Here is a 24,174-nt window from a genome sequence, read left to right as displayed (position 1 = left end):
CCGACGGCGTTGCCGGGTGCAACCGACGTGAAAGGCCCGCACCACTCATGAGCATCACCCTGTCCGTCCTCGACCTGGCCCCCATCCCGCGCGGGGAGACGGCGAGCAGCGCCATCGCCGCGAGCGTCGCGCTCGCCCAGCGCGCGGAGGAGCACGGCTACGCGCGCGTCTGGTACGCCGAGCACCACAACATGCCCTCGATCGCCTCGTCGGCCACCAGCGTGCTGATCTCCCACGTCGGCGCACACACCCGCACCATCCGGCTCGGGGCCGGCGGCGTCATGCTGCCCAACCACTCGCCGCTGACGATCGCCGAGCAGTTCGGCACGCTCGACGCGATGTACCCCGGCCGCATCGACCTGGGCCTGGGCCGTGCCCCCGGCAGCGACCAGAACACCATGTACGCCCTGCGCCGCGATCCGCGCTCGGCCGACACGTTCCCGCAGGACGTCCTCGAGCTGCAGGCCTACCTCGCCGGCGAGAGCCGGGTTCCCGGAGTCGACGCCATCCCGGGCAAGGGCTCGCGGGTGCCGCTGTACGTCCTGGGCTCCTCGATGTTCGGCGCCACGCTCGCGGCCGCGCTCGGGCTGCCCTACGCCTTCGCCTCGCACTTCGCACCCGCCATGCTCGAGCCCGCCGTCGCGGCCTACCGGCGGGAGTTCAAGCCCTCCGAGCAGCTCGCCGAACCCTACGTGATCGCCGGCGTCAACGTCGTCGCGGCCGACAGCACCGCGGCCGCGCAGGAGCAGCTGCAGGCGGTCCGCCGGAACCTGGCCATCGGCCTGTTCGGCCGGGGCCGCGCGCTCACCGACGAGCAGGCCGACCAGCTCCTCGCCCAGGGGGCCGGCCAGCACGTGGAGACGATGCTCACCCACACCGCCGTCGGCACCCCGGCCGAGGTGCGCGAGCACATCGAGGGGTTCGCCGAGCTCGCCGACGCCGACGAGCTGATCGTCGCCCACCAGTCGGGCTCCCTCGAGGGGCGGCTGCGGTCGGTGGAGCTGCTGGCCGGGGCCATGGCGGCCCACGCACTGTGATGCAGGCGTGTTTCGGGCCCCCGGGAGCGACGGGTAGGCGGCGGCGGTGACGTACTCGATCGTGGCCCGTGACCCGGAGACGGGGGAGATGGGCGTCGCCACGCAGTCCCAGGCCTTCGCGGTCGGGAACAGCGTCCCCTTCGCCCTCCCCGGGCACGGCGTCATCGCCACGCAGTCGATGGCCGAGCCCATGTACGGCGCCGTCGGGCTGGACCTGCTCCGCGGCGGCTTCACCGCGCAGGAGGTGCTGACGGCGCTCAGCAGCGTCGACCCGCAGCCCGAGCGCCGGCAGGTCGCCGTCCTCGGCCTCGCCGGCGACTTCGCCGTGTACACCGGCGCCAAGTGCGTGGACGCCGCGGGACACCTCGTCGGCGACACCTGCGTGGCGCTGGCCAACATGGCCAGCTCGCCGGCGGTGTGGGAGGCCATGGTGGAGCGTTTCGAGGGCTCCATCGGCCCCCTCGCGCAGCGGCTGCTCAACGCGCTCGTGGCGGGGGAGGAGGCCGGGGGCGACTTCCGGGGACGCCGGTCGGCCGCGATCATGGTCGTCCGCGCCACCACGACCGGCCGGCCCTGGCACGACATGGTCGTCGACCTGCGGGTCGACGACTCCCCGGACCCGCTCGGCGTCCTCGCCGAGCTCACCGTGACCCGCGCCCGCTACCAGGACGTCGTCCGGGCCTTCCAGCAGGCCATCGACGGCGACCCGGTCACCGCCGACCGGGAGCTCGAGCTGCTGCGGCCGATGGACCCGGTCAGCGAGCCCGACCAGCTGATGTGGCGGGCCGTGGTCGCGGCGCTCGCCGGGCGCGAGGACGACGCCCGCGCGATGCTCGTCGACCTCGCCGCCTCGGCACCTCAGTTCATCGAGGCCGCCAGCCGATTCGGCAAGGCCGGGCTCATGCCGGCCGACGTCGTCGACCGGATCATCCCGCCCGTGCCCCCCAGCTGACCCGCGGTGCGGCAGCCCGCGGAGACCCGGGGACGCGGCGGGCGGGCACCCGGAGTGGGTGCCCGCCCGCCGGCCGGTGGTCCTGCTGTCAGCTCTTCGGCCGCGCGCCGGCGCGGAGGGCGCCGAGCAGGTCGTGGTTGAGCCGGGAGATCGTCTCCATCGAGATGCCCTTGGGGCAGGAGGCGGAGCACTCACCGATGTTGGTGCAGCCGCCGAAGCCCTCGCGGTCCTGCTGCGCCACCATGTTGACCACCCGGTCGTTGCGCTCCGGCTGGCCCTGGGGGAGCAGCCCCAGGTGCGTCACCTTCGCGGCGGTGAACAGCATCGAGGAGGCGTTCGGGCAGGCGGCCACGCAGGCGCCGCAGCCGATGCAGGTCGCGGCGTCGAACGCCGCGTCCGAGTCGGCCTTGGGCACCGGCGTCGCGTGCGCCTCCGGGGCCGTCCCGGTCGGCACGCTGATGTAGCCGCCGGCCTGGATGATCCGGTCGAACGCCCGCCGGTCGACGGCGAGGTCCTTGATGATCGGGAACGCGGTGGCCCGCCACGGCTCGATGTCGATCGTGTCGCCGTCGGCGAAGGAGCGCATGTGCAGCTGGCACGTCGTCGTCTGCTGCGGGCCGTGCGCCTGGCCGTTGATCATCACGCCGCACATGCCGCAGATGCCCTCGCGGCAGTCGTGGTCGAACGCGACCGGGTCGTCGCCCTGCAGGATCAGCTGCTCGTTGAGCACGTCGAGCATCTCGAGGAACGACATGTCGGGGGAGATGTCGGTGATCTTGTAGGTCACCATCTTGCCCTTGACCGTCGGCCCCTGCTGACGCCAGATGCGCAGCGTCAGGTTCATCCCGCGCTTCTTCTCCGCCCCGGGGTTGCCGACGCTGGAGCGCATCGCGCCTTCGTGTGTGGCTGTCACTTGTAGCTCCGCTGGGCGAGGTGGACGTACTCGTACTCGAGGGCTTCCCGGTGCAGCACCGGGGGCTGGCCCTCCGGCGTCCACTCCCAGGCCGCCACGTAGGCGAAGTTCTCGTCGTCGCGCAGCGCCTCCCCCTCCGGGGTCTGGCTCTCCGCGCGGAAGTGGCCGCCGCAGCTCTCGCGGCGGTGCAGGGCGTCGATGCACATGAGCTCGGCGAGCTCGATGAAGTCGGCGACCCGGCCGGCGTGCTCCAGCGTCTGGTTGAACGAGTGCCAGTCGCCGGTGACCTTCAGGTTGGTCCAGAACTCCTGGCGGATCTCCTGGATGCGGTCGATGGCCTTGCGCAGGCCCTCGTCCGTGCGCTCCATGCCGCAGAGGTCCCACATGAGCTGGCCGACCTCGCGGTGGAAGGACGCGGGGGTGCGGTGGCCGTTGATGCTGAGCAGCTTCTGCACCTGCTCCTGCACGCCGGTGAGCGCCTCGACGACGGCCGGGTGGCTCTCGTCGACCTTCTCGAACGGGCCGTCGGCGAGGTAGCTGCTGATCGTCGACGGGAGCACGAAGTAGCCGTCGGCCAGGCCCTGCATCAGCGCGGAGGCACCGAGCCGGTTGGCCCCGTGGTCGGAGAAGTTGGCCTCACCGATCACGAACATGCCGGGGATCGTCGACTGGAGGTCGTAGTCGACCCACAGGCCGCCCATCGTGTAGTGGACGGCGGGGTAGATCCGCATGGGGACCGCGTAGGGGTCCTCGCCCGTGATCTGGGCGTACATGTCGAACAGGTTCCCGTACTTGGCCTCGACCGCCGGGCGACCCAGCCGCTCGATCGCCTCGGCGAAGTCCAGGTACACGCCCAGACCGCCGGGGCCGACGCCGCGGCCCTCGTCGCAGACGTTCTTGGCCTGGCGCGAGGCGATGTCGCGGGGCACCAGGTTGCCGAAGGAGGGGTAGAGGCGCTCGAGGTAGTAGTCGCGGTCGGACTCGGGGATGTCCCGCGGATCGCGGTCGTCGCCGCGCTCCTTGGGCACCCACACGCGGCCGTCGTTGCGCAGCGACTCCGACATCAGGGTCAGCTTGGACTGGTAGTCGCCCTTGACCGGGATGCAGGTCGGGTGGATCTGCGTGTAGCAGGGGTTGGCGAAGTACGCGCCCCGCTTGTGCGCCCGCCAGATCGCCGTGGTGTTGGAGCCCTTGGCGTTGGTGGAGAGGTAGAAGACGTTGCCGTAGCCACCGCTGGCGATGACGACCGCGTCGGCGAAGTGCGTGCTGATCTCGCCGCTGACCAGGTCGCGGGCGACGATGCCGCGGGCGCGCCCGTCGACCACGATCAGGTCGAGCATCTCGGTGCGCGCGTTCTGCTCGACGGTGCCGGCCGCGATCTGCCGCTCCAGCGCCTGGTAGGCGCCGTAGAGCAGCTGCTGGCCCGTCTGGCCGCGGGCGTAGAAGGTGCGCGAGACCTGGGTGCCGCCGAAGGAGCGGTTGTCGAGCAGGCCGCCGTACTCGCGGGCGAAGGGCACGCCCTGGGCGACGCACTGGTCGATGATGTTGACGCTGACCTCGGCGAGGCGGTGCACGTTGTTCTCGCGCGAGCGGAAGTCACCGCCCTTGACCGTGTCGTAGAACAGCCGGTGCACGCTGTCGCCGTCGTTGCGGTAGTTCTTGGCGGCGTTGATGCCGCCCTGCGCGGCGACGCTGTGCGCGCGGCGCGGGCTGTCCTGGTACCAGAACGACTTCACCTTGTAGCCGGCCTCGCCCAGGGTGGCGGCGGCGGAGCCACCGGCCAGGCCGGTGCCGACGACGATGATCGTCATCTTGCGGCGGTTGGCGGGGTTGACCAGGCGGCCGCGGAACTTGCGCTCGCTCCAGCGCTCGCCGATCGGGACGTCGGTGGGGGCCTTGGTGTCGGCGATGGGCTCGCCGACGGTGAACAGCTCGAGAGGCATCTGGGGAGGTCCTTAGTCGATGAGCCCGAAGAGGACGGAGAAAGGCACGAGCAGGAAGCCGAGGGTGAGGGCGGTCGCGAACACGATGGCGAACAGGCTGACCGTCTTCTCGCGACGGCGGTTGCTCTGGCCCAGGGTCTGCGTGGCGCTCCAGATGCCGTGGCGCAGGTGCATGCCCAGCAGGATCACCGAGATGGCGTAGAAGATCGTGACGAAGGGGTTCTGGAAGCTCGCCACGAGCCGTTCGTACGGCGTGCTGTCGAAGCCCTCGGCGTTCACCGCACCCAGGGTGAGGTCGAGGATGTGGTAGATGATGAAGGCGCCGATGATCACGCCGCCCCAGCGCATGGTGCGCGAGGCGTAGCTCTGCGCCGTCGCCTTCTTGGTGACGTAGCCCTGCGGGCGGGCCCGCTTGGCCTGGCGCCACAGCGAGACGGCAGCCCAGAAGTGGGCAACCACCGCGACGAGCAGCACGATCCGGATGACCCAGAGCGTCGTCTGCCCCGGCAGCGCCGGGTTGCCGACCGTCCGGATCCAGCCCGAGTACGAGTTGAAGGCCTCGGCGCCCGAGAAGGCCTTGAGGTTCCCGATCACGTGGGCGATCAGGTACAGCACCATGATGATGCCGCTGACCGCCATGACGGCCTTCTTGAAGACCGAGTTGGTCTTCGCAACCTTCGGGGTCCTGCGCTGCGCGTGCTCCACCGTCACCACAAGTCCCCACGCTAGGACTACACGGTCCTTGCCACCAACCAAACACGAGGTGACACACCTCATGTAAGGGCACCCTCACCGCTACCGGGCCTTCCGCCCGAGCCCCTGGCAGCCGGCACGCGGGGCAGGTGGTCGCGGTGCCGTCCGAGGGGGCAGGCTGTGCCCGTGCCCACCACCACCCGTGGCTTCCTCGGCCGCCGTCGCGAGCGCGATCCGCGGCTGCCCCCCGGCCAGTACGACGTCGGCGCGGACTGGCCCGTGCTCACCGCGGAACCGACCCCGCGCATCTCGCCGGAGACGTGGAGCATCACCGTCGACGGCCAGGTCGAGCAGCCCACCACCTGGTCGTGGGACGACGCCCACCGCCTGCCGCCGTCGGAGTACCGCGGCGCCATCCACTGCGTCACCACGTGGTCGAAGTTCGACACCCGGTTCACCGGGATCAGCGTCGACACGCTGCTCGAGGCCGCTCGGCCCACCGCCGAGGCGCAGTTCGTCATGGCGACGTCGAAGACCGGCTACACCACCAACCTGCCGCTGGCCGACGTGACCGGGGGGAAGGCCTGGCTGGTCTGGGACTTCGACGGCCGGCCGCTGACCCCCGAGCACGGCGGCCCGGTCCGGCTGCTGGTGCCGCACCTGTACTTCTGGAAGAGCGCCAAGTGGATCAGCAAGCTGACGCTGCTCCGGCGCGATCAGCCCGGCTTCTGGGAGCAGAACGGCTACCACGACCGGGGCGACCCGTGGCGGCAGCAGCGGTACCAGGGTGACTGAGGGAGGATCCCGTCCCGACGAGGGGGCCGTACTCGGCCCTGGGGTCGCCGGCGCGCCCAGCGGCGGCTGGCGCACGGCCACCGTGGCCGGCGTCCGCCGTGTGGTGCCGCGGTCGGTCCAGCTCCGGCTCGACGTCGCCGACCGGGTCGACCACCTGCCCGGCCAGCACTACGTCGTGCGGCTGACCGCCCCGGACGGCTACACCGCGCAGCGCTCCTACTCGATCGCCTCCGCACCCGGCGACCCGTTGCTGGAGCTGTTCGTGGAGCGGCTGGACGACGGCGAGGTCTCCACCCACCTCGCCGACGTCGTCGAGCCCGGCGACGTGCTCGAGGTGCGCGGCCCGATCGGCGGCTGGTTCGTCTGGGACACCGAGAGCCCGGCGCTGCTGGTCGCCGGCGGCAGCGGCGTCGTCCCGTTCGTGTCGATGCTGCGGACCGCGCGGGCGCTGGGGCGCACCGAGCTGCTGCGCACGGCCGTCTCGGTGCGGACGGTGGAGCTGCTGCCCTACGCCGACGAGCTGCTCGCGGCCGGCGCGCTGGTGGTGACCACGCGGGAGGCGCGCGGCATCCGCCCCGCCGGCCGGCTCACCGCCATGGATCTGGTGCCGCTGTGGGAACCCGGTCAGACGGTGTACGTCTGCGGCTCGGCCGCCTTCGCCGGCGCGGCCACCCGGCTGCTCGAGATGCTCGGTGTCCCGGCCGCGGACATCCGGGTGGAGCAGTTCGGCCCGAGCGGCTGAGGAACCCCGGCGCCTCGCCCGCCGCGTGCTGCGACGGGGGACCGGCGTCAGGTCCAGCCCCGCCGGTGGGCTTCGGCCGCGGCGGCGTGCCGGTCGGGGGCGGGGCCGCGAGGGTCGGGGGCGGTGTGGCCGGTGCCGGTCCGGGTAGGGCTCGCCGGAGGATGTGCCGCCCGTTCCCGGTCCCGGTGCCCCGGACGTGGAGGAGGAGCCGTGGAGGACCTGGAGGAGGACCGGAAGCGCGCCGAGCTCGGTGAGACCGACGCGCCGGCCGAGGACGAGATCGCCGAGGCGTTCGGGAAGATCGTCAGCGAGGGGGCTCAGCGCCTGCACCGCCGGTGGCGGGAGGTGCTGGCGACCGGCCTGGCCGGCGGGCTGGAGGTGGCCGTCGGCGTGCTGGCCCTGCTGGCGGTCCTCGAGGCGACCGGCAGCGAACTGCTGGCCGGGCTCGCGTTCAGCATCGGATTCATCGCCCTCATGCTCGGCCGCAGCGAGCTGTTCACCGAGGGCTTCCTGGTCCCGGTGACCGCGGTCTTCGCGAGGCGGGCCAGCGGTGCGCAGCTGGCGAAGCTGTGGACCGGGACGCTGGTCGCCAACCTGATCGGCGGCTGGCTGGTCATGTGGTTGGTCGTGCAGGCGTTCCCCGATCTGGCCGGCATCGCCGTCGAGTCCGCGACGCACTTCGTCGAGGCCCCGCTGGACCTGCAGTCGGTCTGCCTGGCGTTCCTCGGCGGGAGCGTGATCACGCTGATGACCCGGATGCAGCACGGCGCGCACTCGGAGACCGGCAAGATCGTCGCCTCGGTGATCGGCGGGTTCCTCCTGGCCGGCCTGCTGCTGTTCCACTCGATCCTCGACTCGCTGCTGATCTTCGGCGCCCTCCACGCCGGCGCCCCGTTCGGCTACGGGGAGTGGCTGGCCTGGTTCTGGTACACGGTGCTGCTCAACATGGCCGGGGGGCTGTTCGTGGTCACGCTTATCCGCCTGGTGCGGAGCAAGGACCTCATCGACCGCGAGCGCGCGGCGGTGGCCGCGGGCGAGTAGGGGCGGCGCCCTCCGGCAATGGTGGGGGGGACCCTTCCTCCCGGTCGCCACCTCGTGGGCGGCGAGCCTCCGATCAGCCGACTGGCACCAACCTGATGGCCGGGTACAGCTAGCTCTGGGGAACGGGGCACGCCGTCTCGTTCCGGGCGGGGAAGACCCACCAGCGGTAGCTCAGGTAGCGGACGACCGTGCCCACGGCGATCGAGGTGATGTTGGCGCCCTGCAGCACCAGGGCGTTCTCCTGGCCCAGCGGGTACCGCACGAAGGCGACGATGGCCAGCCCCAGCAGCAGCGTGGCGCCGTTGACCAGCGCGAACCGCCAGTACTCGCGCCGCAGGCCGGTGCGCGCACGGTCGGCGAACGACCAGAACCGGTGACCGATGAACGCCGCGGTCATCGACACCAGGCTGGACAGCAGCTTCGCCGTCACCGCGCCCGTGGCGGCATGCGCGTAGAGGAGCTGGAACAGTGCGAGGTCGAGGACGAAGCAGGCCGCGCCCACGGTGCCGAACGCGCCGAGTTCCCGGACCAGCCGGTGCCCGCGGTCGCGCAGCAGCAGGCGCAGCGGCGCAGCGGAGCTCACCGGCGCAGCTTACGGAGTCGGCCGACCGGGTGGCGGTCGTCTTGACGGCCCCGCCCGGTCAGCGTCCGGTTCCTGCCCGGCCGGCTCGGCGGATCGCCGCCACGTAGCGGGCGGTGGCCAGCCGCTGGACGGCGAGGGAGAGCGGGCCCGCGAACCGGGCGGCGGGCGAGGCGAGCCGGAAGAACACCCGGAGGGTGAAGACGACGTCGCCGCCGTCGGTCAGCCGCACGGTGAACCGCTCTTCCCCGCTCTCCGGGTGGCCGGGCAGGGTGCCGTAGGCGAAACCGCGCTCGTCCCCCTCCGTGGCGGCCCACACGACACGGCAGGGGATGTCGTACCCGAACCGCGGCAGCCCCGCCGTGAGGACGACGACCGTGCCCGGGGTGCCGGCCGGACCGGAGGCACGCACCCGCAGCCCCGCCGCCCGCTGCGCCCGCCAGTCCAGGACCGCGGCAGCGGCGCGCTCGAACGCCGCACGCCCGGTCCCGACCACCGCCGAGTGCTCCGCCGTGCGGTAGCCCGCCGGCAGGGTGGCGTCCCCCGTCGCCCCCACCTCGGGGTAGGTGAACGGCACGTCGGCGAGCTCGGTCGGGTCGGTCGCGCGGAGGAGGCCCACGGGTCCAGTCTCCCGCGCGGGGGCCCGAGCGGCCGGGTGCGTCAGACGACGCGCGGCGCGGCCGGGGGGTCCCACCGACGGGTGACGAGGCCGCCGGAGGAGGTGTCGGCGGGGTGGCCGCGGCGGCCCCGGGCGTAGGTTGACCGCACTGTGCTGCCCTCGGTCACCGCCACCCGCTACGTCACCCCGCTGCGCGAGGGTGGGTCGCTGCCCGGCCTCATGGAGGCGGACGACCTGGGCACCTACGTCGTCAAGTGGCGGGCCGCCGGGCAGGGCGTGAAGGTGCTGGTCGCCGAGGTGGTCTGCGCGGAGCTCGCCCGGGCGCTGGGCCTGCCGGTGCCCGCGCTGGTCACCGTCGACGTCGTCCCCGAGCTGGCCGTGGGCGAACCCGACCACGAGGTGCAGGAGCTGCTGCAGCGGTCGGCCGGCCGCAACCTGGGCCTGGACTACCTGCCCGGGGCGCTGGACTTCGAGGCGGGCGCCGACGGCGTCGGCCCGGAGCTCGCCGGCCGGGTGCTGTGGTTCGACGCGCTCGTCGGCAACGTCGACCGCTCGTGGCGCAACCCCAACATGCTGTTCTGGCACGGGCGGCTGCAGCTGATCGACCACGGCGCCGCTCTGACCTTCCACCACCACTGGCCGGGGGCCGCGGCCGCCGTCGAGCGGGCCTACGACGCCTCGGCGCACGCCCTGGTCGAGTGCACCCCCGACGTGCCGGCGGCCGACGCCGCGCTGGCGCCCCGGGTCACGCGGGACCTGCTGGACCGGGTGCTCGCCCAGGTGCCCGACGAGTGGCTCGACGACCCCGCGGCCGGGCCTGGACCGGAGGCGGTCCGCGCCCGGTACGCCGACCAGGTGCTGGCCCGGCTGGGTGCCCGCGCCGCGTGGCTGCCCGGGGTGGTCGACGCGGCCGCAGCCGGGGGAGCGGGCCGCCGGAGGGCGCCGCGCGGGGAGAACCGCCCCGCGTGGCTGGGCCCCCCGCCGCCGGAGGGGATCAGCCAGCGATGACGGCGACGACACCGAGGGACACCTTCGAGTACGCGGTGCTGCGGGTGGTCCCGCGGGTGGAGCGGGGCGAGTTTCTGAACGCCGGCGTGATCGTCTACTGCCGGCAGCGCGACTACCTGGGCTCGCGGCTGCACCTCGACGTCGACCGGCTGCGCGCGCTGGACCCGACCGCCGACCCGTCGGCGATCGGCCGGGCGCTGCAGGCGGCGGCGGACGTCTGCGCGGCCGACCCGGTCGCCGGCGCCGCCGGGCGGGAGGCGCTCGGCTCCCGGTTCCGGTGGCTCACCGCACCGCGGAGCACCGTCGTCCAGCCGGGCCCGGTGCACACCGGGCTGACGGCCGATCCCGACGCCGAGGCCGACCGCCTCCTGGAGCTGCTGGTGCTGCCCGTCGCCGGCTGAGCGCAACAGGTGTCCGAGTGGTCGCCGGTCGTTCACCGGGCTGCCACCGGTGCGTCGTCAGGGCCCGTTTGGGTGCGAGGGCCCAGACCTCCTCGCGACCAGAGGGACCGATGACCGACATCTCCAAGCCGCGCGCCCGCGCGCTCCTGCCGCTGTTCTCCGGCATCCGCCACGGCAGCCGCAGCCACGCCACCTGCTACTACAAGTGCGGCAACGCCTGCGACTCCGCCGTCCCGAACCAGACGGACAACCCGACCTTCGCCGAGGTCGTCGAGACGGCCTTCAGCCGCCGGAACATGCTGAAGGCCGCCGGCGCCGGCGCCCTGCTGGTCGCCGCCGGTCCCGTCGCCTCCGCGGCCGCGAAGGAGCAGCCGGTGCCGACCGGTGGCGGCGTCACCCCGCTCCCGGGGAGCAACCTGACGTTCCAGCCGGTCGAGCAGAACTTCCTCGACGAGCTGGTCACCGCCGACGGCTACCGCTACTCCGTGGTCATGCGCTGGGGTGACCCGGTGCTGCCCGGGGCCCCGCCGTTCCGCATCGACCGGCAGACCCCCGAGGCCCAGGCCATGCAGTTCGGCTACAACTGCGACTACATCGGCCTGCTGCCGCTGGACGACCGCGACCGCCAGGCGCTGCTGGTGGTCAACCACGAGTACACCAACGAGCAGCTGATGTTCGCCGGCGTCGCCAGCGAGTCCGCGCCGACCACGCCGGAGCAGAAGCGCATCGCGATGATGGCCCACGGCATCTCCGTCGTGGAGGTGCAGCGGCACGGGCGGACCGGCGAGTGGCGCCCGGTGCGCAACGGCCGTCGCAACCGCCGGATCACCACCGACACCCCGATGGAGCTCACCGGCCCCGCCGCCGGCTCGCCCTACCTGCGCACCAGCGCCGACCCGCAGGGGCGCACGGTCCTGGGCACGCTGAACAACTGCGCCGGTGGCATGACCCCGTGGGGTACCACGCTGCACGGCGAGGAGAACTTCAACCAGTACTTCGGGACGACGACGCCGATCACCGAGAGCGCGAAGGAGCCCCGGCTGGCGCGCTACGGCGTCTCGACGACGCGACCGCCCGGCCGGCGCTGGGACGAGGTCGACGCCCGCTTCGACCTGGCCCGTGAGCCCAACGAGGTCAACCGCTTCGGCTGGGTCGTCGAGGTGGACCCCTACGACCCGACCTCGACGCCGAAGAAGCGCACCGCTCTCGGCCGCTTCAAGCACGAGGGCGCCAACGTGCAGATCGCCGAGGACGGCCGCGTGGTGGCCTACTCCGGTGACGACGAGCGCTTCGACTACATCTACAAGTTCGTCTCGCGGAAGACCCACCGGCCCGGCACCGACAGCGCCTCCCGCGCCCACAACCTGACGCTGCTCGAGGACGGCGACCTCTACGTCGCCCGCTTCGTCGGCGACTCCCCGGCCGCGGAGATCGACGGCAGCGGCGAGCTGCCCGGCGACGGAGCCTTCGACGGCTACGGCGAGTGGATCCCGCTCGTGGAGGGCGGCCGCTCGATGATCCCGGGCAAGGACGTCGCCTGGGTGCTCACCTTCACCCGCCTGGCCGCCGACCGGCTCGGCAAGCAGCTCGACGCCGGCGGCGACTTCCCCGACCCGGCCAACCCGGTCGTCGTCGACCCGGCGCTGGTGCCGACGAAGATGGACCGGCCGGAGGACATCCAGGTGAACCCGGTCAACGGCCGGGTGTACGCGGCCCTGACCAACAACTCCAACCGCACCGGGGTGAACGGCCGGCCCGGCGCCGACGAGGCCAACCCGATCACCCGTTCCTACGCGTTCGAGCCCGCGGACGAGGAGGCCGGCCTGCCTGCGACCTTCGAGCAGCAGCCGGGCAACCGCAACGGGCACGTCATCGAGTGGGAGGAGACCGGCTCGGCCAGCGGGACGACGTTCTCCTGGCGGATCTTCCTGGTCTGCGGCGACCCGCAGTCCCCGGGGACCTACTTCGCCGGGTACGACCGGTCCGAGGTCAGCGCCATCTCCTGCCCCGACAACCTGGAGTTCGACCCGGCGGGCAACCTCTGGATCTCGACCGACGGGAACGTGCTGTCGGTCCGCAACCAGGCGGTGGGCACGCTCGGCGGCACCAACGACGGGCTGTTCGCCGTCCCGACCGAGGGGCCCGAGCGCGGGCACCTCAAGGCGTTCCTCACCGTGCCGCTGGGCGCGGAGTGCAGCGGTCCGCTGATCACCCGGGACGCGCGGTCGGTGTTCGTCGCCGTCCAGCACCCGGGCGAGACCACCGGCTCCACGGTGGAGAACCCGTCCAGCCGGTGGCCCGACTTCCAGGCGTACCGGCCCTTCCCGCGGCCGAGCGTCGCCGTCGTCTACCGCACCGACGGTGGCCGCGTCGGCAGCTGACGCGCTCCTACCCGCCGATCATGGCGCGGTGACCACGGGATCGTCCCGATCCGCGGTCACCGCGCCATGATCGCGTTCACGGGTGGGCGGGGAGCAGCGCGTCGATCCGCCGGGCCAGCTCGAGGTCCAGCTCGCTCACCCCACCGGCGGAGTGGCTGACGAGGTGCAGGTGCAGCGTCCGGTAGCGCAGGTCGATGTCAGGGTGGTGGTCCATCTCCTCGGCGACGTCGGCGATCGCGACGATCGCTGCGACGGCGTCGCGGAAGCCCGGCAGCTCGACGGTCCGGCGCAGGCCGTCGGCGTCGCCCGACCACCGCGGCAGGGCGTGCAGTGCCTCGGCGACGCGGTCAGGAGAGAGGCGTGCTGGCCGCGGCATGCCCCCCATGGTGACGCACTCGAACGGCTGGTGACGTGCTGGAACGGCCCCGCTGCAGGGACCCGAGCCTGCGAGCGGTGGGGGGAGCGGGGTCCTTCTAGGTGTGCAGGCCGCACTCCGTCTTGGTGGAGCCCGCCCAGCGGCCGGCGCGCGGGTCCTCGCCGTCCGCGACCGGGCGGGTGCACGGGGCGCACCCGATCGAGCCGTACCCGATCTCGAACAGCGGGTTGACCGGGATCGCGTGCTCGGCGATGTAGCGGTCCACGTCGTCCTGCGTCCAGGCCGCGATGGGGTTGACCTTCACCATCTCGCGCTTGGCGTCCCAGTCGACGATCTTGGTGTTCGCGCGGGTGGGCGACTCGTCCCGCCGCACCCCCGACGCCCAGGCGACGTAGCCCGACAGTGTCCGGGCCAGCGGCTGCACCTTGCGCAGCGAGCAGCACAGGTCGGGATCGCGGTCGTGCAGCGCGGCGCCGAGCTCGCGGTCCTGCTCGGCGACGGTCTGCTCGGGCCGCACATTGACCAGCGTGATCGGCAGGACGGAGGAGATCCAGTCGCGGGTGCCGATGGTCTCGGCGAAGTGGTACCCGGTGTCCAGGAAGACGACGTGCACGCCGGGGACCGCGCGGGAGGCGAGGTGCGCGAGCAGCCCGTCCGCCATGGAGGAGGTGATCGCGAACTCGTCGCCGAAGGTGTCGCCGGCCCAGGTGAGCACGGCGAGCGCCTGCTCGACCGGGTCGGCGATGCCGTCGAACCAGGCGTCGGCGGCCTGGGCCAGCAGCGGCGTCGGCCGCAGCGCGATGGTCACTCCTGCACCCCCGTGGCGATGAGGCGGACCGAGAAGGCCCGCAGGCACGCGCCGCAGCGCCACCCGTCCTCGTGCGGCGTGAGCTCCTCGTCGCCGCAGTACGGGCAGTGGAACACCGGTAGCTGCCGGCTCCTTCCGCCCTCCGACGACTCCTCGGTCACAGCAGCCACTCCTCGTCCGCCCGGGACACGTAGTGGGCGAAGGACTCGCCCGGCGTGCGGCGGTCGAGGAAGCCGCGGAGGACCCGCTCGCAGTAGTCGGCGGTCTCGGCCTTGGTGACCTTGTGGCCGCGGAACTTCCGGCCGAACGTGGCCTCGACGCCGAGGTGGCCGCCCAGGTGCACCTGGAAGCCCTCGACCATCTCGCCGCTGTCGTCGCGCACCATCGAGCCCTTGAAGCCGATGTCGGCTGTCTGGAACCGGGCGCAGCTGTTCGGGCAGCCGTTGATGTTGATCCCGATCGGGGTGTCGAAGTCGGGCAGCCGGCGCTCGAGCTCTGCGTAGACCTCCTGCGCGAAGTGCTTGGTCTCGACGATCGCCAGCTTGCAGAACTCCAGCCCGGTGCAGGCCATCATCCCGCGCCGGAAGGCGCTGGGCCGCACCTGCAGGTCGTGCTCGGCCAGCGCGTCGACCAGCGCCTCGACCTTCTCGTCGGGCACGTCGAGGATGACCAGCTTCTGCTGCGTCGTCGTCCGGATGCGCCCCTCGCCGTACTCGTCGGCGAGGTCGGCGATCGTGGTGAGCAGCGAGCCGCTGATCCGGCCGGTGCGCAGCGCGAAGCCGACGGCGTTGCGGCCGTCCTTCTGCCTGCTGACGCCGACGTGGTCGCGCTGGTCGTGCTTGGCCGGGGCGGGCGCCGGGCCGTCGGGCAGCTCCTGCCCCAGGTACTCGTCCTGCAGCACCTGCCGGAACTTCTCCGGGCCCCAGTCGGCCATGAGGAACTTGATGCGGGCGCGGTTGCGCTGGCGGCGGTAGCCGTAGTCGCGGAAGACCGCGGTGCAGGCGGCCCACACGTCGGTGACCTGGTCGGGCCGCACGAACACGCCGATCCGCTGGGCGAACATCGGGTTGGTGGAGAGCCCGCCGCCGACCCACAGGTCGTAGCCGGCCTGGCCCGCCTCGTCGACGACGCCGACGAAGGAGACGTCGTCGATCTCGGGCTCGGTGCAGTGGTCGACGCAGCCCGACATCGACGTCTTCCACTTGCGCGGCAGGTTGCTGAACTCCGGGCTGCCCACGTACTTGGCGACGGTGTCGGCGATGACGTCGGTCGCGTCGATCACCTCGTCCTCGAGGATCCCGGCCAGCGGGCAGCCGAGCATCACCCGCGGGACGTCGCCGCAGGCCTCCATCGTGGAGAGCCCGACCGACTCCAGGCGGCGCCAGATCTCGGGGACGTCCTCGATGCGGATCCAGTGGTACTGCACGTTCTGCCGGTCGGTGACGTCGGCGACGTCGCGGCCGAACTCGGTGCTGATGCCGCCGAGGACGCGCAGCGCGTCGCTGGTCAGCTGCCCGCCGTCTATGCGGGCCCGCATCATGAAGTAGGAGTCCTCGAGCTCCTCGGGCTCCAGCACGGCGGTCTTGCCGCCGGGGATGCCCTGGGCGCGCTGGGTGTAGAGGCCCATCCAGCGCATCCGGCCGCGGAGGTCACCGGGGTCGATGCCGTCGAAGCCGGTCTTCGAGTAGATGTCGAGGATGCGCTGGCGCACCTCGAGACCGTCGGAGTCCTTCTTCATCCGCTCGTTGGGGTTGAGCGGCTCGCGGTAGCCCAGCGCCCACTGACCCTGCCCCCGCTGGGGCCGGTTGCTGGTGCGGGTGGGGGTGCTCACGTGGCGTACTTCTTCCTGCGCTCGCCGACCGCCCGGCAGCGGGCCGGGGTGGGAGGCGCTGCTGGTTCGGGACGCAGCGGACAGCTGCGCGGAGGACCTGGGTCAGCGCAGGGCGCGACAGGCGGCGCTGGAGACGAGCGCCAGGTCGATGTGCAGGCGCGCGACGAGGAGGCTGCCGCGGTCCGTCATGCCGCCGATCCTCCCACATCCGGCGCGACGGGGTGCGGAGCTCACCCCGCGAGGGGTGGCTCCGCCGGGACGCCGGCGTCCCTCAGCGGGGAGCGGGCTCGCTGAAGGACCGCCACGCGGTGTCGATGGCGACCAGTTCGGCGGCGTGCGGCGGGAGCTGCCCGGCGACGACGTCGGCCACCGTGACGCCCTCGAGCACCCGGCGGTAGGCCTCGCGGGCGGCGACCCACACCTCGGCCAGCGCGCCGGCCGCCCCCGGGTAGGTCACGTCCTCCGGGCGCTGGCCGTGCACCTCGGCCAGGAATCCCTGCTGCACCCGCATCACGCGCGCGATGGAGATCTCCGACGCGGGCAGGGCCAGGCGGTACCCGCCGTCCCGGCCGCGCTGGCTGGTGACCAGCCGAGCGTGCTGGAGGTCGGCCAGGATCGCCTGCAGGAAGCGGTTCGGGATGTTCTGGGCGGTCGCGATGCGGTCGCAGGTGAGCGCCTCGGGTGCCGCCGCGGCCAGCTCCACGACGGCTCGGACGGCGTAGTCGACCCGGGCGTTGATGCGCACGCTGCCCATACTGCCGCCATCTGGGAGAGTGCCCGGGTGTTCCGGCTGCGTTTCACCGCGTTGGTGGAGGCGCCGCTGACCGTGGCGTTCGACGTCGCCCGTGCCCTGGGCCGCCCCTGGCCGTTCCCGCTCCAGGAGGTCGTCTCCGTGCGGCCGGAGCGCGACGTGTTCGCCGCGCCGGTCGGCGCCCGCGGTTGGGTCACCCACTCGCGCCGCTTCTCGGCCACCGGTGCCGGCACGCTCATCGACGAGCAGGTCGACTGGGAGACCGGGCTGCCCGGGATCGTGGGCGGGGTCGTCGACCGGGCCGTGCTGCGTCGGCGGGTGGCGCGGGCGATGCAGGCGCACCTGGACGCCTGCGCCGCGGCCGCCGCCCTGCGGGCCCGGGAGGTCGTGCAGGTCGTCGGCGCAGCGCTCGTCGAGGGCGACCGGGTGCTGGTGGCCGAGCGCGCGGGCGGCCCCTACGACGGCTGCTGGGAGTTCCCGGGCGGCAAGGTCGAGCCGGGGGAGACCGACCTGGTGGCGCTCGTGCGGGAGTGCGCCGAGGAGCTCGGGGTCGCCGTCGCGCCGCAGGCCTTCCTCGGGGAGGTGCCGCTGGACGGCGTCGTCGGCGGTGGTGCCCCGGGGGCGTCGACGATGCGGGTGTGGTGGGCCCGCATCGCGCACGGCTCGCCGGTGGCGCGGGAGCACGCGCAGCTGCGGTGGGTGGGGGCGGCCGACCTCGACGCCCTCGACTGGATCCCCGCCGACCGCCCGCTGCTGCCCGCCGTCCGGGCCCTGCTCGCCCGGCTCTGAGACCGCGACGGCGACGGGCGCCGCTCCCGCGTGGGAACGGCGCCCGTGGCGACGTGCTGGAACGGCCCTCCTGCAGGGACCCGCGCCGAGCGTCAGCGAGGCGTGGGGGGCAGGAGGGTCCTCCTACTTCTTGAAGACGTCCTTGACCTTCTCCCCGGCCTGCTTGAGGTTGCCCGATGCCTGGTCGGCCTGGCCCTCGGCCTGGAGGTCGCGGTCACCGGTGGCTTCCCCGACCGACTCCTTGCCCTTGCCGCTCAGCTCTTCGGCCTTGTTCTTCATCTTGTCCATGCCGCTCATCGCGTCGTCCTCCCGGTCGTCGTCGTGCGCGTGGGAGCAGGCATACCCCACCTGTGACCTCGCGACACGCTCGCCGGAAAGCCTGCGGCCAAGGCGTCGGGACCGCGGGAGGACGGCCCGCCGGACGCCCCGCGCGGCGTGGAAGTTACGGTGGGAACGCGGATCGTGGACACAGGTCACAAGTCGGTGACGTCCGTGGACACCCTCTCCGAGGCGTGCCTAGGGTCCACCCGTCGCAGTCCCGGTCCCCAGCGGTCCGGCTGCGTCCGGCTCGAGACCAATCAGTCGTCCACTCGCCCGCGGGGCCTGGGTCGACCTGTCCGTTCCCCCCGCTGACGCGGGACGAGGGAGGCATTGCACGTGAAGTTGAGCAAGCGCAGAGGTGGGCTCGTCGCGGCCGGCGTCGCCGCCGCGATGATGCTGTCCGCCTGTGGTGGCAGCGATGAGAACGGCGGCGAGGGCGGTACCGCCGCCGAGGGTGGCGGCTCGTTCAGCGTCTACGTCGGTGAGCCGGAGAACCCCCTCGTCCCGGGCAACACCACGGAGAGCGAGGGCCACCAGGTCATCTCCTCCCTGTGGACGGGCCTGATCGAGTACGCCGCCGATGGTGCCGTGGAGTACACCGGCGTCGCCGAGTCCATCGAGTCCGAGGACAACACCACCTGGACCATCGAGCTCAAGGACGGCTGGACCTTCCACGACGGCACCCCGGTGACCGCGCAGTCCTTCGTCGACGCGTGGAACTACACCGCCTACAGCCCCAACGCCCAGGGCGCGTCGTACTTCTTCTCGAACATCCTCGGGTACGACGACCTGCAGGCGCCGACCGACGAAGAGGGCAACGTCACGGGCGACCCCGCCGCTCAGGAGATGAGCGGCCTGCGGGTGATCGACGAGAACACCTTCGAGGTCGAGCTCGCCTCGCCCTTCGCGCAGTTCCCCGTGACCGTCGGCTACAACGCCTTCTGGCCGCTCCCCGAGGCCTTCTTCGAGGACCCCGAGGGCTTCGGCGCCCAGCCGATCGGCAACGGCCCGTTCATGGCCGAGAGCGAGTTCGTCCCCGGTCAGGGCATCACCGTCACCCGGTACGAGGACTACGCGGGCGAGGACCCGGCCGTGGCCGAGTCCGTGGACTTCCGCGTCTACGCCGACCTGAACACCGGCTACAACGACCTGCAGGCGGGCAACCTCGACGTCCTGCCGGACCTCCCGCCGGACGCCCTGGCCTCGGCCCAGGACGTGCTGGGCGACCGGTACCTCGAGGCCCCGTCCTCCGGGTTCACCTACCTCGGCTTCCCGACCTACGACGAGCGGTTCTCCGACCCGCGCGTCCGTCAGGCGCTGTCGATGGGCATCGACCGGCAGGCGATCTCCGACGCCATCTTCGCCGGTAGCCGCACGCCCGCCGACGCCTATGTCGCCCCCGTCGTCGACGGCTACCGCGAGGGTGTCTGCGAGTACTGCGAGCTGGACGTCGACGCGGCGAACGCGCTGCTCGACGAGGCCGGTTTCGACCGCAGCCAGCCGATCGAGCTGTGGTTCAACGCCGGCGCCGGCCACGACGCCTGGGTCCAGGCCGTGGGCAACCAGCTCCGCGAGAACCTCGGCGTCGACTACGTCCTCCGGGGCGAGCTGGACTTCGCCGAGTACCTGCCGCTGCTCGACGAGCAGGGCGTGACCGGTCCCTTCCGCCTCGGCTGGAGCATGGACTACCCGAGCCCGCAGAACTACCTGGAGCCGCTGTACTCCACGGCGGCCCTGCCGCCGGCGGGTTCGAACGCCACGTTCTACTCGAACCCCGAGTTCGACGCGCTGATCCAGCAGGGCAACAGCGCCTCGAGCAACGAGGAGGCCCTCGACTTCTACAACCAGGCCGAGGACATCCTGCTCGAGGACATGCCGATCGCCCCGATGTTCTTCGACCTCGAGCAGGCCGGGCACTCGGAGAACGTCAGCGACGTGGTGATCGACGTCTTCGGTGACATCGACGTCGCCAACGTCACGCCCATCAGCTGACGCAGCCGCACACCGCAGGCCGCCGCCGGGGAACCCCGCCCAGACCGGGCAGGGCTCCCCGGCGGTCGGCCGCTCGGGCTCGTCCCGCATCATGGACGACGCGTCCGCGCCCATCACAGGGGAACGGCGCGTCCTGACCGAGGAGCGACATGGGCCGCTACATCGCGCGCCGCCTTCTACTCACGATCCCGGTCATGCTCGGGGCCTCCTTCCTGATCTTCGCGCTGGTCTACGCGTTGCCGGGCGACCCCATCCGGGCCCTGGGCGGCGACCGACCCCTCGCGCCCGCCGTGGTGGCCCAGCTGACCGACGAGTTCAACCTGAACGACCCGCTCTGGCTGCAGTACGTCAAGTACGTCGGTGACCTGCTGCAGGGCGACTTCGGCACCGACTTCCGCGGCCGCGAGGTGCTCGACACGATCACCCAGCGCATGCCCGTCACCATCAAGCTGGCGCTGGTCGCCATCGCCTTCGAGATCCTGATCGGCATCGTCGCCGGCGTCATGGCCGGCATCCGGAAGAACGGCTTCTTCGACAACGTCGTGCTGGTGAGCACCACGCTGATCGTCTCCATCCCGATCCTGGTGCTCGCCTTCGTCGCGCAGTTCACCTTCGGGTTGCAGCTGGGCCTGTTCCCGATCGCCGGCGTGAACGACGGCTGGTACAGCTACCTGCTGCCGGGCCTGGTGCTGGCCGCCGGATCGCTGGCCTACGTGGCCCGCCTGACCCGGACGAGCATCGCGGAGAACATGCGGGCCGACTACGTGCGCACCGCGCGGGCCAAGGGCCTGCCCCGCCGGGACGTCATCGTCCGGCACACGCTCCGCAACAGCCTGATCCCGGTCGTGACGTTCGTCGGCGCCGACATCGGCACCCTCATGGGCGGCGCGATCGTCACCGAGACGGTGTTCAACCTCCCGGGCATCGGGCGGGCGGTCTTCGACGCCGTGCGCGCCCAGGAGGGCGCGGTCGTGGTCGGCATCGTGACGCTCCTGGTCTTCGTCTTCATCTTCTTCAACCTGGTCGTCGACGTGCTCTACGCCGTCCTCGACCCGAGGATCCGCTATGAGTGAGCCGAACCTGACGACCGTGGGCCACGACGAGGCCGGCGCCGGCGGCGTGACCGGCGCGACCGACCAGCCGGACGGGGGTCGCCAGAACAGCCTGTGGAGCGACGCCTGGCGCCAGCTCAGGCGCAACGCCTTCTTCTGGATCGGCGCGCTGTTCGGCCTGCTCTTCGTCGCGATGGCCCTCCTGCCGTCGGTCTTCGCCCGCGGCGTCGACCCGCGCTCGTGCAACCTGTCGAACAGCAACGCCACGCCGTCGGCAGAGCACTGGTTCGGCTTCGACCAGCAGGGCTGCGACTACCTGGCCAACGTCGTCTACGGCGCGCGGAACTCGCTGATCATCGGCCTGCTCGCCGTCGTCGTGATCCTGGTGTTCGGCGTCCTCGTCGGCGCCATCTCCGGCTTCTACGGCGGCGTCACCGACAGCATCCTGTCGCGCATCGCCGACATCTTCTACGCGCTGCCGTTGATCCTGGGCGCGCTGGTGGTCCTGCGCAGCGGCATCCTGGGCCGGGGCGTGGTCGCCGTGGCGATCGCGCTGGCGATGTTCGGCTGGATGACCGCCATGCGGCTGGTCCGCTCGCAGGTCATCGCGGTCAAGAGCTCCGACTACGTCGCCGCCGCCCGGGCGATGGGCGCCTCCGACAGCCGGATCCTCGTGCGGCACATCCTGCCCAACGCCGTCGCCCCGGTGCTGGTGTACGCGACGATCACCATCGGCGTGCTCATCGCGGCCGAGGCCACGCTGACCTTCCTCGGGGTGGGCCTGCAGGCGCCGGCGATCTCCTGGGGGCTGCAGATCGACACCGGCCAGGACCTGCTGCGCACCGCGCCGCACGCCGTCCTCTTCCCGAGCCTCGTCCTCACCCTGACGGTGATGGCGTTCGTCCTCATGGGTGACGCCCTGCGCGACGCCCTCGACCCGAAGCAGCGTTCATGAGCACCGCGTCCACGTCCGTCCCGTCCAGCCCGGCCGGCGGCGCCGGGGCGCCGCTCCTGGAGGTCGACGACCTCCGGGTCCAGTTCCGCACCGGATCGGGCCTGGTCAACGCCGTCAACGGCGTGAGCTACACCGTCTCGGAGCGGGAGACCCTTGCGATCCTGGGCGAGTCCGGCTCGGGCAAGTCCGTCTCCGCCCAGGCGATCATGGGCATCCTCGACTCGCCCCCGGCGGAGGTCACCAGCGGCCGGATCGTCTTCGAGGGGCGTGACCTGCTCACGCTGCCCGAGGAGGAGCAGCGCAAGGTGCGCGGGCCGGGGATCTCGATGATCTTCCAGGACGCGCTCTCGTCGCTGAACCCCGTGTACAGCGTCGGCTTCCAGATCGGGGAGATGTTCCGGGCGCACCGGGGCGCCTCCCGCAAGGAGGCCAAGCAGCACGCCGTCGAGCTGATGGACCGGGTGCGCATCCCGGCCGCCAAGGAGCGGGTCAACGACTACCCGCACCAGTTCTCCGGCGGCATGCGCCAGCGCGTCATGATCGCGATGGCGCTGGCCCTCGACCCGCGCATCCTCATCGCCGACGAGCCGACCACCGCGCTCGACGTCACCGTGCAGGCCCAGGTCATGGACCTGCTCAAGGACCTGCAGCGGGACACCGGGATGGGGCTGATCCTCATCACCCACGACCTCGGTGTGGTCAACGAGGTCGCCGACAACGTGGCCGTCATGTACGCCGGCCGCATCGTCGAGCGAGGCACCGTCGACGAGGTGTTCGGCAACCCCGCTCATCCCTACACCGACGGGCTGATGCGCTCGATCCCGCAGGTGGAGGTCAAGGGCGGCCGGCTGCAGCCGATCGGCGGTCAGCCGCCGAACCTCGCCGCCATCCCCTCGGGCTGCCCCTTCCACCCGCGCTGCCCCAAGCGCCGCACCGGTGCGCAGGCGGCGCCCGGTCGCGACTGCGTGGCCGACGTCCCGCCGCTGCGGCTGGTCGTCCCGGGCCGTGAGGCCGCCTGCCACTACAGCGAGGAGGTCCTCCATGTCTGACGACGGCTCCGGCGCCACCGCGGCGAGCGCCGCGGACCGGGCCGCGGCGTCCGACGCCGCCGACGCGGCCAGCCGCCCGGTGCACACCCCGGGCGAGGTGCTGCTCGAGGTCAAGGACCTCAAGAAGCACTTCCCGCTGACCCAGGGCATCGTCCTCAAGCGCACGGTGGGCCACGTCCGCGCCGTCGACGGCGTCAACCTCCGGCTCCGCCGGGGCGAGACCGTCGGCCTGGTGGGGGAGTCCGGCTGCGGCAAGTCGACGGTGACCAAGATGCTGGTGGCCCTCGAGAAGCCGACCGACGGGCAGATCCTCTACAAGGGGGAGGACGTCACCAAGCTGAGCGGCCGCGGGCTCAAGCAGTACCGCCGCGAGGTGCAGATCATCTTCCAGGACCCCTACGCCTCGCTGAACCCGCGGATGACCGTCGGGGACATCGTGGCCGAGGGCTGGTCGGTGCACGCCGACATCGCGCCGAAGAAGGGCCGGCTGCAGCGCACCCAGGAGCTGATGGAGCGGGTCGGGCTCAATCCCGACTTCGTCAACCGGTACCCGCACCAGTTCTCCGGCGGCCAGCGCCAGCGCATCGGCATCGCCCGCGCCCTGGCGTTGCAGCCGGAGGTCATCGTCTGCGACGAGCCGGTGAGCGCGCTGGACGTGTCGGTGCAGGCGCAGGTGGTGAACCTGCTGGAGGACCTGCAGAAGGACTTCGGGCTCTCCTACCTGTTCATCGCCCACGACCTGTCGGTGGTGCGGCACATCTCCGACCGCGTCGCGGTGATGTACCTGGGGAGCATCGTGGAGGAGGGCACCGACAGGCAGGTCTACGGCTCGCCCGCCCACCCCTACACGCAGGCGCTGCTCTCGTCGGTGCCGGTGCACGAGCCGCACCTGCGCGGGCTCAAGGAGCGGATCCTGCTGCAGGGTGACGTCCCGAGCCCGGCGAACCCGCCCTCGGGGTGCCGGTTCCGCACCCGCTGCTGGAAGGCTCAGGACATCTGCGCCACCGAGGCCCCGGCCCTGGTGGACCGCGGGCAGGGGCACCCCTCGGCGTGCCACTTCGCCGAGGCGCGCGCCGTCGTCCCCACCGAGGCCTGACCCCCGCTGGGATCAGGTTCCCTGATCCCAGCGCGTCCTCCCTCACGGT

General features: G+C 72.2%; 25 protein-coding genes. 14 read left to right on the top strand and 11 right to left on the bottom strand.

Annotation, left to right across the window (positions count from 1 at the left end; translation table 11 throughout):
• Window positions 1-47 precede the first annotated feature (47 nt).
• Window positions 48-1,037, top strand: a complete 990-nt coding sequence (locus ACI79P_RS09695) for an LLM class flavin-dependent oxidoreductase (RefSeq protein WP_456580830.1) — start codon at window positions 48-50, stop codon at window positions 1,035-1,037.
• A 46-nt stretch (window positions 1,038-1,083) separates the two neighbouring features.
• On the top strand, window positions 1,084-1,989 hold the full coding sequence (locus tag ACI79P_RS09690; RefSeq protein ID WP_456580829.1) for a DUF1028 domain-containing protein: 906 nt from the start codon (window positions 1,084-1,086) through the stop codon (window positions 1,987-1,989).
• A gap of 88 nt (window positions 1,990-2,077) precedes the next feature.
• On the opposite strand, the gene ACI79P_RS09685 is transcribed toward ACI79P_RS09690, so the two are convergent.
• The 3 genes from ACI79P_RS09685 to ACI79P_RS09675 are packed head-to-tail and all read right to left on the bottom strand — an operon-like array spanning window position 2,078 to window position 5,556.
• Window positions 2,078-2,878 carry a succinate dehydrogenase/fumarate reductase iron-sulfur subunit gene (locus ACI79P_RS09685; RefSeq protein WP_456580828.1) on the bottom strand — a complete coding sequence of 267 codons (801 nt, stop codon included), beginning with the start codon at window positions 2,876-2,878 and terminating at the stop codon, window positions 2,078-2,080.
• A gap of 20 nt (window positions 2,879-2,898) precedes the next feature.
• The gene (locus ACI79P_RS09680) at window positions 2,899-4,845 is read right to left on the bottom strand and encodes a fumarate reductase/succinate dehydrogenase flavoprotein subunit (RefSeq protein WP_456580827.1); all 1,947 of its coding nucleotides are present in this window, start codon (window positions 4,843-4,845) and stop codon (window positions 2,899-2,901) included.
• 12 nt (window positions 4,846-4,857) lie between these two features.
• Window positions 4,858-5,556, bottom strand: coding sequence for a succinate dehydrogenase cytochrome b subunit (locus tag ACI79P_RS09675; protein ID WP_456580826.1), 699 nt, complete (start codon window positions 5,554-5,556; stop codon window positions 4,858-4,860).
• A gap of 168 nt (window positions 5,557-5,724) precedes the next feature.
• Between ACI79P_RS09675 and ACI79P_RS09670 the strand changes: the two genes are divergently transcribed.
• From ACI79P_RS09670 to ACI79P_RS09660, 3 genes are all read left to right on the top strand, one after another.
• Window positions 5,725-6,333, top strand: a complete 609-nt coding sequence (locus ACI79P_RS09670) for a sulfite oxidase-like oxidoreductase (RefSeq protein ID WP_456580825.1) — start codon at window positions 5,725-5,727, stop codon at window positions 6,331-6,333.
• Window positions 6,326-7,075, top strand: coding sequence for an FAD-binding oxidoreductase (locus ACI79P_RS09665; RefSeq protein ID WP_456580824.1), 750 nt, complete (start codon window positions 6,326-6,328; stop codon window positions 7,073-7,075). The genes ACI79P_RS09670 and ACI79P_RS09665 overlap by 8 nt, the downstream gene beginning before the upstream one ends.
• A 210-nt stretch (window positions 7,076-7,285) precedes the next feature.
• Window positions 7,286-8,116, top strand: coding sequence for a formate/nitrite transporter family protein (locus ACI79P_RS09660; protein WP_456580823.1), 831 nt, complete (start codon window positions 7,286-7,288; stop codon window positions 8,114-8,116).
• A gap of 109 nt (window positions 8,117-8,225) precedes the next feature.
• Here ACI79P_RS09660 and ACI79P_RS09655 read toward each other — a convergent pair whose 3' ends face one another.
• Complete coding sequence (locus ACI79P_RS09655; protein ID WP_456580822.1) at window positions 8,226-8,699, bottom strand: GtrA family protein; 474 nt, start codon at window positions 8,697-8,699, stop codon at window positions 8,226-8,228.
• A 58-nt stretch (window positions 8,700-8,757) separates the two neighbouring features.
• Window positions 8,758-9,315, bottom strand: a complete 558-nt coding sequence (locus ACI79P_RS09650; RefSeq protein ID WP_456580821.1) for a DUF1990 family protein — start codon at window positions 9,313-9,315, stop codon at window positions 8,758-8,760.
• 150 nt (window positions 9,316-9,465) lie between these two features.
• Between ACI79P_RS09650 and ACI79P_RS09645 the strand changes: the two genes are divergently transcribed.
• The 3 genes from ACI79P_RS09645 (at window position 9,466) to ACI79P_RS09635 (ending at window position 13,105) form a co-directional block, all read left to right on the top strand.
• A complete protein-coding gene (locus tag ACI79P_RS09645; protein ID WP_456580820.1) occupies window positions 9,466-10,323 on the top strand; it encodes a HipA family kinase in 858 nt (285 codons plus the stop codon).
• Window positions 10,320-10,724, top strand: coding sequence for a DUF3037 domain-containing protein (locus ACI79P_RS09640; RefSeq protein WP_456580819.1), 405 nt, complete (start codon window positions 10,320-10,322; stop codon window positions 10,722-10,724). Before ACI79P_RS09645 ends, ACI79P_RS09640 begins: the two co-directional genes overlap by 4 nt.
• Before the next feature lie 110 nt (window positions 10,725-10,834).
• Window positions 10,835-13,105: a PhoX family protein gene (locus ACI79P_RS09635; RefSeq protein WP_456580818.1), complete on the top strand. Its 2,271-nt coding sequence runs from the start codon at window positions 10,835-10,837 to the stop codon at window positions 13,103-13,105.
• A gap of 76 nt (window positions 13,106-13,181) precedes the next feature.
• Here ACI79P_RS09635 and ACI79P_RS09630 read toward each other — a convergent pair whose 3' ends face one another.
• From ACI79P_RS09630 to ACI79P_RS09610, 5 genes are all read right to left on the bottom strand, one after another.
• On the bottom strand, window positions 13,182-13,481 hold the full coding sequence (locus ACI79P_RS09630; RefSeq protein WP_456580817.1) for a 4a-hydroxytetrahydrobiopterin dehydratase: 300 nt from the start codon (window positions 13,479-13,481) through the stop codon (window positions 13,182-13,184).
• Between the two features lie 97 nt (window positions 13,482-13,578).
• A complete protein-coding gene (locus ACI79P_RS09625) occupies window positions 13,579-14,289 on the bottom strand; it encodes a phosphoadenylyl-sulfate reductase (protein WP_456580816.1) in 711 nt (236 codons plus the stop codon).
• The gene (locus tag ACI79P_RS09620) at window positions 14,286-14,450 is read right to left on the bottom strand and encodes a hypothetical protein (RefSeq protein ID WP_456580815.1); all 165 of its coding nucleotides are present in this window, start codon (window positions 14,448-14,450) and stop codon (window positions 14,286-14,288) included. The genes ACI79P_RS09625 and ACI79P_RS09620 overlap by 4 nt, the downstream gene beginning before the upstream one ends.
• Entirely contained in the window at window positions 14,447-16,120 is a 1,674-nt protein-coding gene (locus ACI79P_RS09615; RefSeq protein WP_456580814.1) for a nitrite/sulfite reductase, read from the bottom strand. The genes ACI79P_RS09620 and ACI79P_RS09615 overlap by 4 nt, the downstream gene beginning before the upstream one ends.
• A 271-nt stretch (window positions 16,121-16,391) precedes the next feature.
• The gene (locus tag ACI79P_RS09610; protein WP_456580813.1) at window positions 16,392-16,874 is read right to left on the bottom strand and encodes an RrF2 family transcriptional regulator; all 483 of its coding nucleotides are present in this window, start codon (window positions 16,872-16,874) and stop codon (window positions 16,392-16,394) included.
• Between the two features lie 27 nt (window positions 16,875-16,901).
• On the opposite strand from ACI79P_RS09610, the gene ACI79P_RS09605 reads away from it, so the two are divergent.
• Window positions 16,902-17,660 carry a (deoxy)nucleoside triphosphate pyrophosphohydrolase gene (locus tag ACI79P_RS09605; protein WP_456580812.1) on the top strand — a complete coding sequence of 253 codons (759 nt, stop codon included), beginning with the start codon at window positions 16,902-16,904 and terminating at the stop codon, window positions 17,658-17,660.
• Window positions 17,661-17,783: 123 nt separating this feature from the next.
• Here ACI79P_RS09605 and ACI79P_RS09600 read toward each other — a convergent pair whose 3' ends face one another.
• Window positions 17,784-17,957 (bottom strand): CsbD family protein, encoded by a 174-nt coding sequence (locus ACI79P_RS09600; RefSeq protein ID WP_269191342.1) that lies wholly within the window; start codon window positions 17,955-17,957, stop codon window positions 17,784-17,786.
• A 360-nt stretch (window positions 17,958-18,317) separates the two neighbouring features.
• On the opposite strand from ACI79P_RS09600, the gene ACI79P_RS09595 reads away from it, so the two are divergent.
• The 5 genes from ACI79P_RS09595 (at window position 18,318) to ACI79P_RS09575 (ending at window position 24,125) form a co-directional block, all read left to right on the top strand.
• Complete coding sequence (locus ACI79P_RS09595; protein WP_456580811.1) at window positions 18,318-19,973, top strand: peptide ABC transporter substrate-binding protein; 1,656 nt, start codon at window positions 18,318-18,320, stop codon at window positions 19,971-19,973.
• 149 nt (window positions 19,974-20,122) lie between these two features.
• The gene (locus tag ACI79P_RS09590) at window positions 20,123-21,046 is read left to right on the top strand and encodes an ABC transporter permease (RefSeq protein ID WP_456580810.1); all 924 of its coding nucleotides are present in this window, start codon (window positions 20,123-20,125) and stop codon (window positions 21,044-21,046) included.
• Window positions 21,039-21,980, top strand: a complete 942-nt coding sequence (locus tag ACI79P_RS09585) for an ABC transporter permease (protein WP_456580809.1) — start codon at window positions 21,039-21,041, stop codon at window positions 21,978-21,980. Before ACI79P_RS09590 ends, ACI79P_RS09585 begins: the two co-directional genes overlap by 8 nt.
• A complete protein-coding gene (locus ACI79P_RS09580) occupies window positions 21,977-23,029 on the top strand; it encodes an ABC transporter ATP-binding protein (RefSeq protein WP_456580808.1) in 1,053 nt (350 codons plus the stop codon). Before ACI79P_RS09585 ends, ACI79P_RS09580 begins: the two co-directional genes overlap by 4 nt.
• Window positions 23,022-24,125, top strand: coding sequence for an ABC transporter ATP-binding protein (locus tag ACI79P_RS09575; protein ID WP_456580807.1), 1,104 nt, complete (start codon window positions 23,022-23,024; stop codon window positions 24,123-24,125). Before ACI79P_RS09580 ends, ACI79P_RS09575 begins: the two co-directional genes overlap by 8 nt.
• Window positions 24,126-24,174 lie beyond the last annotated feature (49 nt).

The organism is Blastococcus sp. SYSU DS0510 (genome assembly GCF_054050835.1).
The sequence above is the reverse complement of the archived record's forward strand: the minus strand, read 5'-3'. Positions and strand labels throughout refer to the sequence as shown.

Bases quoted from the DNA above. Each gene is read 5' to 3' on its own strand.
- ACI79P_RS09695 (WP_456580830.1), top strand. From the start codon at position 48: ATGAGCATCACCCTGTCCGTCCTCGACCTGGCCCCCATCCCGCGCGGG.
- ACI79P_RS09685 (WP_456580828.1), bottom strand. From the start codon at position 2,878: ATGCGCTCCAGCGTCGGCAACCCCGGGGCGGAGAAGAAGCGCGGGATG.
- ACI79P_RS09680 (WP_456580827.1), bottom strand. From the start codon at position 4,845: ATGCCTCTCGAGCTGTTCACCGTCGGCGAGCCCATCGCCGACACCAAG.
- ACI79P_RS09640 (WP_456580819.1), top strand. From the start codon at position 10,320: ATGACGGCGACGACACCGAGGGACACCTTCGAGTACGCGGTGCTGCGG.
- ACI79P_RS09635 (WP_456580818.1), top strand. From the start codon at position 10,835: ATGACCGACATCTCCAAGCCGCGCGCCCGCGCGCTCCTGCCGCTGTTC.
- ACI79P_RS09630 (WP_456580817.1), bottom strand. From the start codon at position 13,481: ATGCCGCGGCCAGCACGCCTCTCTCCTGACCGCGTCGCCGAGGCACTG.
- ACI79P_RS09610 (WP_456580813.1), bottom strand. From the start codon at position 16,874: ATGGGCAGCGTGCGCATCAACGCCCGGGTCGACTACGCCGTCCGAGCC.
- ACI79P_RS09600 (WP_269191342.1), bottom strand. From the start codon at position 17,957: ATGAGCGGCATGGACAAGATGAAGAACAAGGCCGAAGAGCTGAGCGGC.
- ACI79P_RS09590 (WP_456580810.1), top strand. From the start codon at position 20,123: ATGGGCCGCTACATCGCGCGCCGCCTTCTACTCACGATCCCGGTCATG.
- ACI79P_RS09585 (WP_456580809.1), top strand. From the start codon at position 21,039: ATGAGTGAGCCGAACCTGACGACCGTGGGCCACGACGAGGCCGGCGCC.
- ACI79P_RS09580 (WP_456580808.1), top strand. From the start codon at position 21,977: ATGAGCACCGCGTCCACGTCCGTCCCGTCCAGCCCGGCCGGCGGCGCC.
- ACI79P_RS09575 (WP_456580807.1), top strand. From the start codon at position 23,022: ATGTCTGACGACGGCTCCGGCGCCACCGCGGCGAGCGCCGCGGACCGG.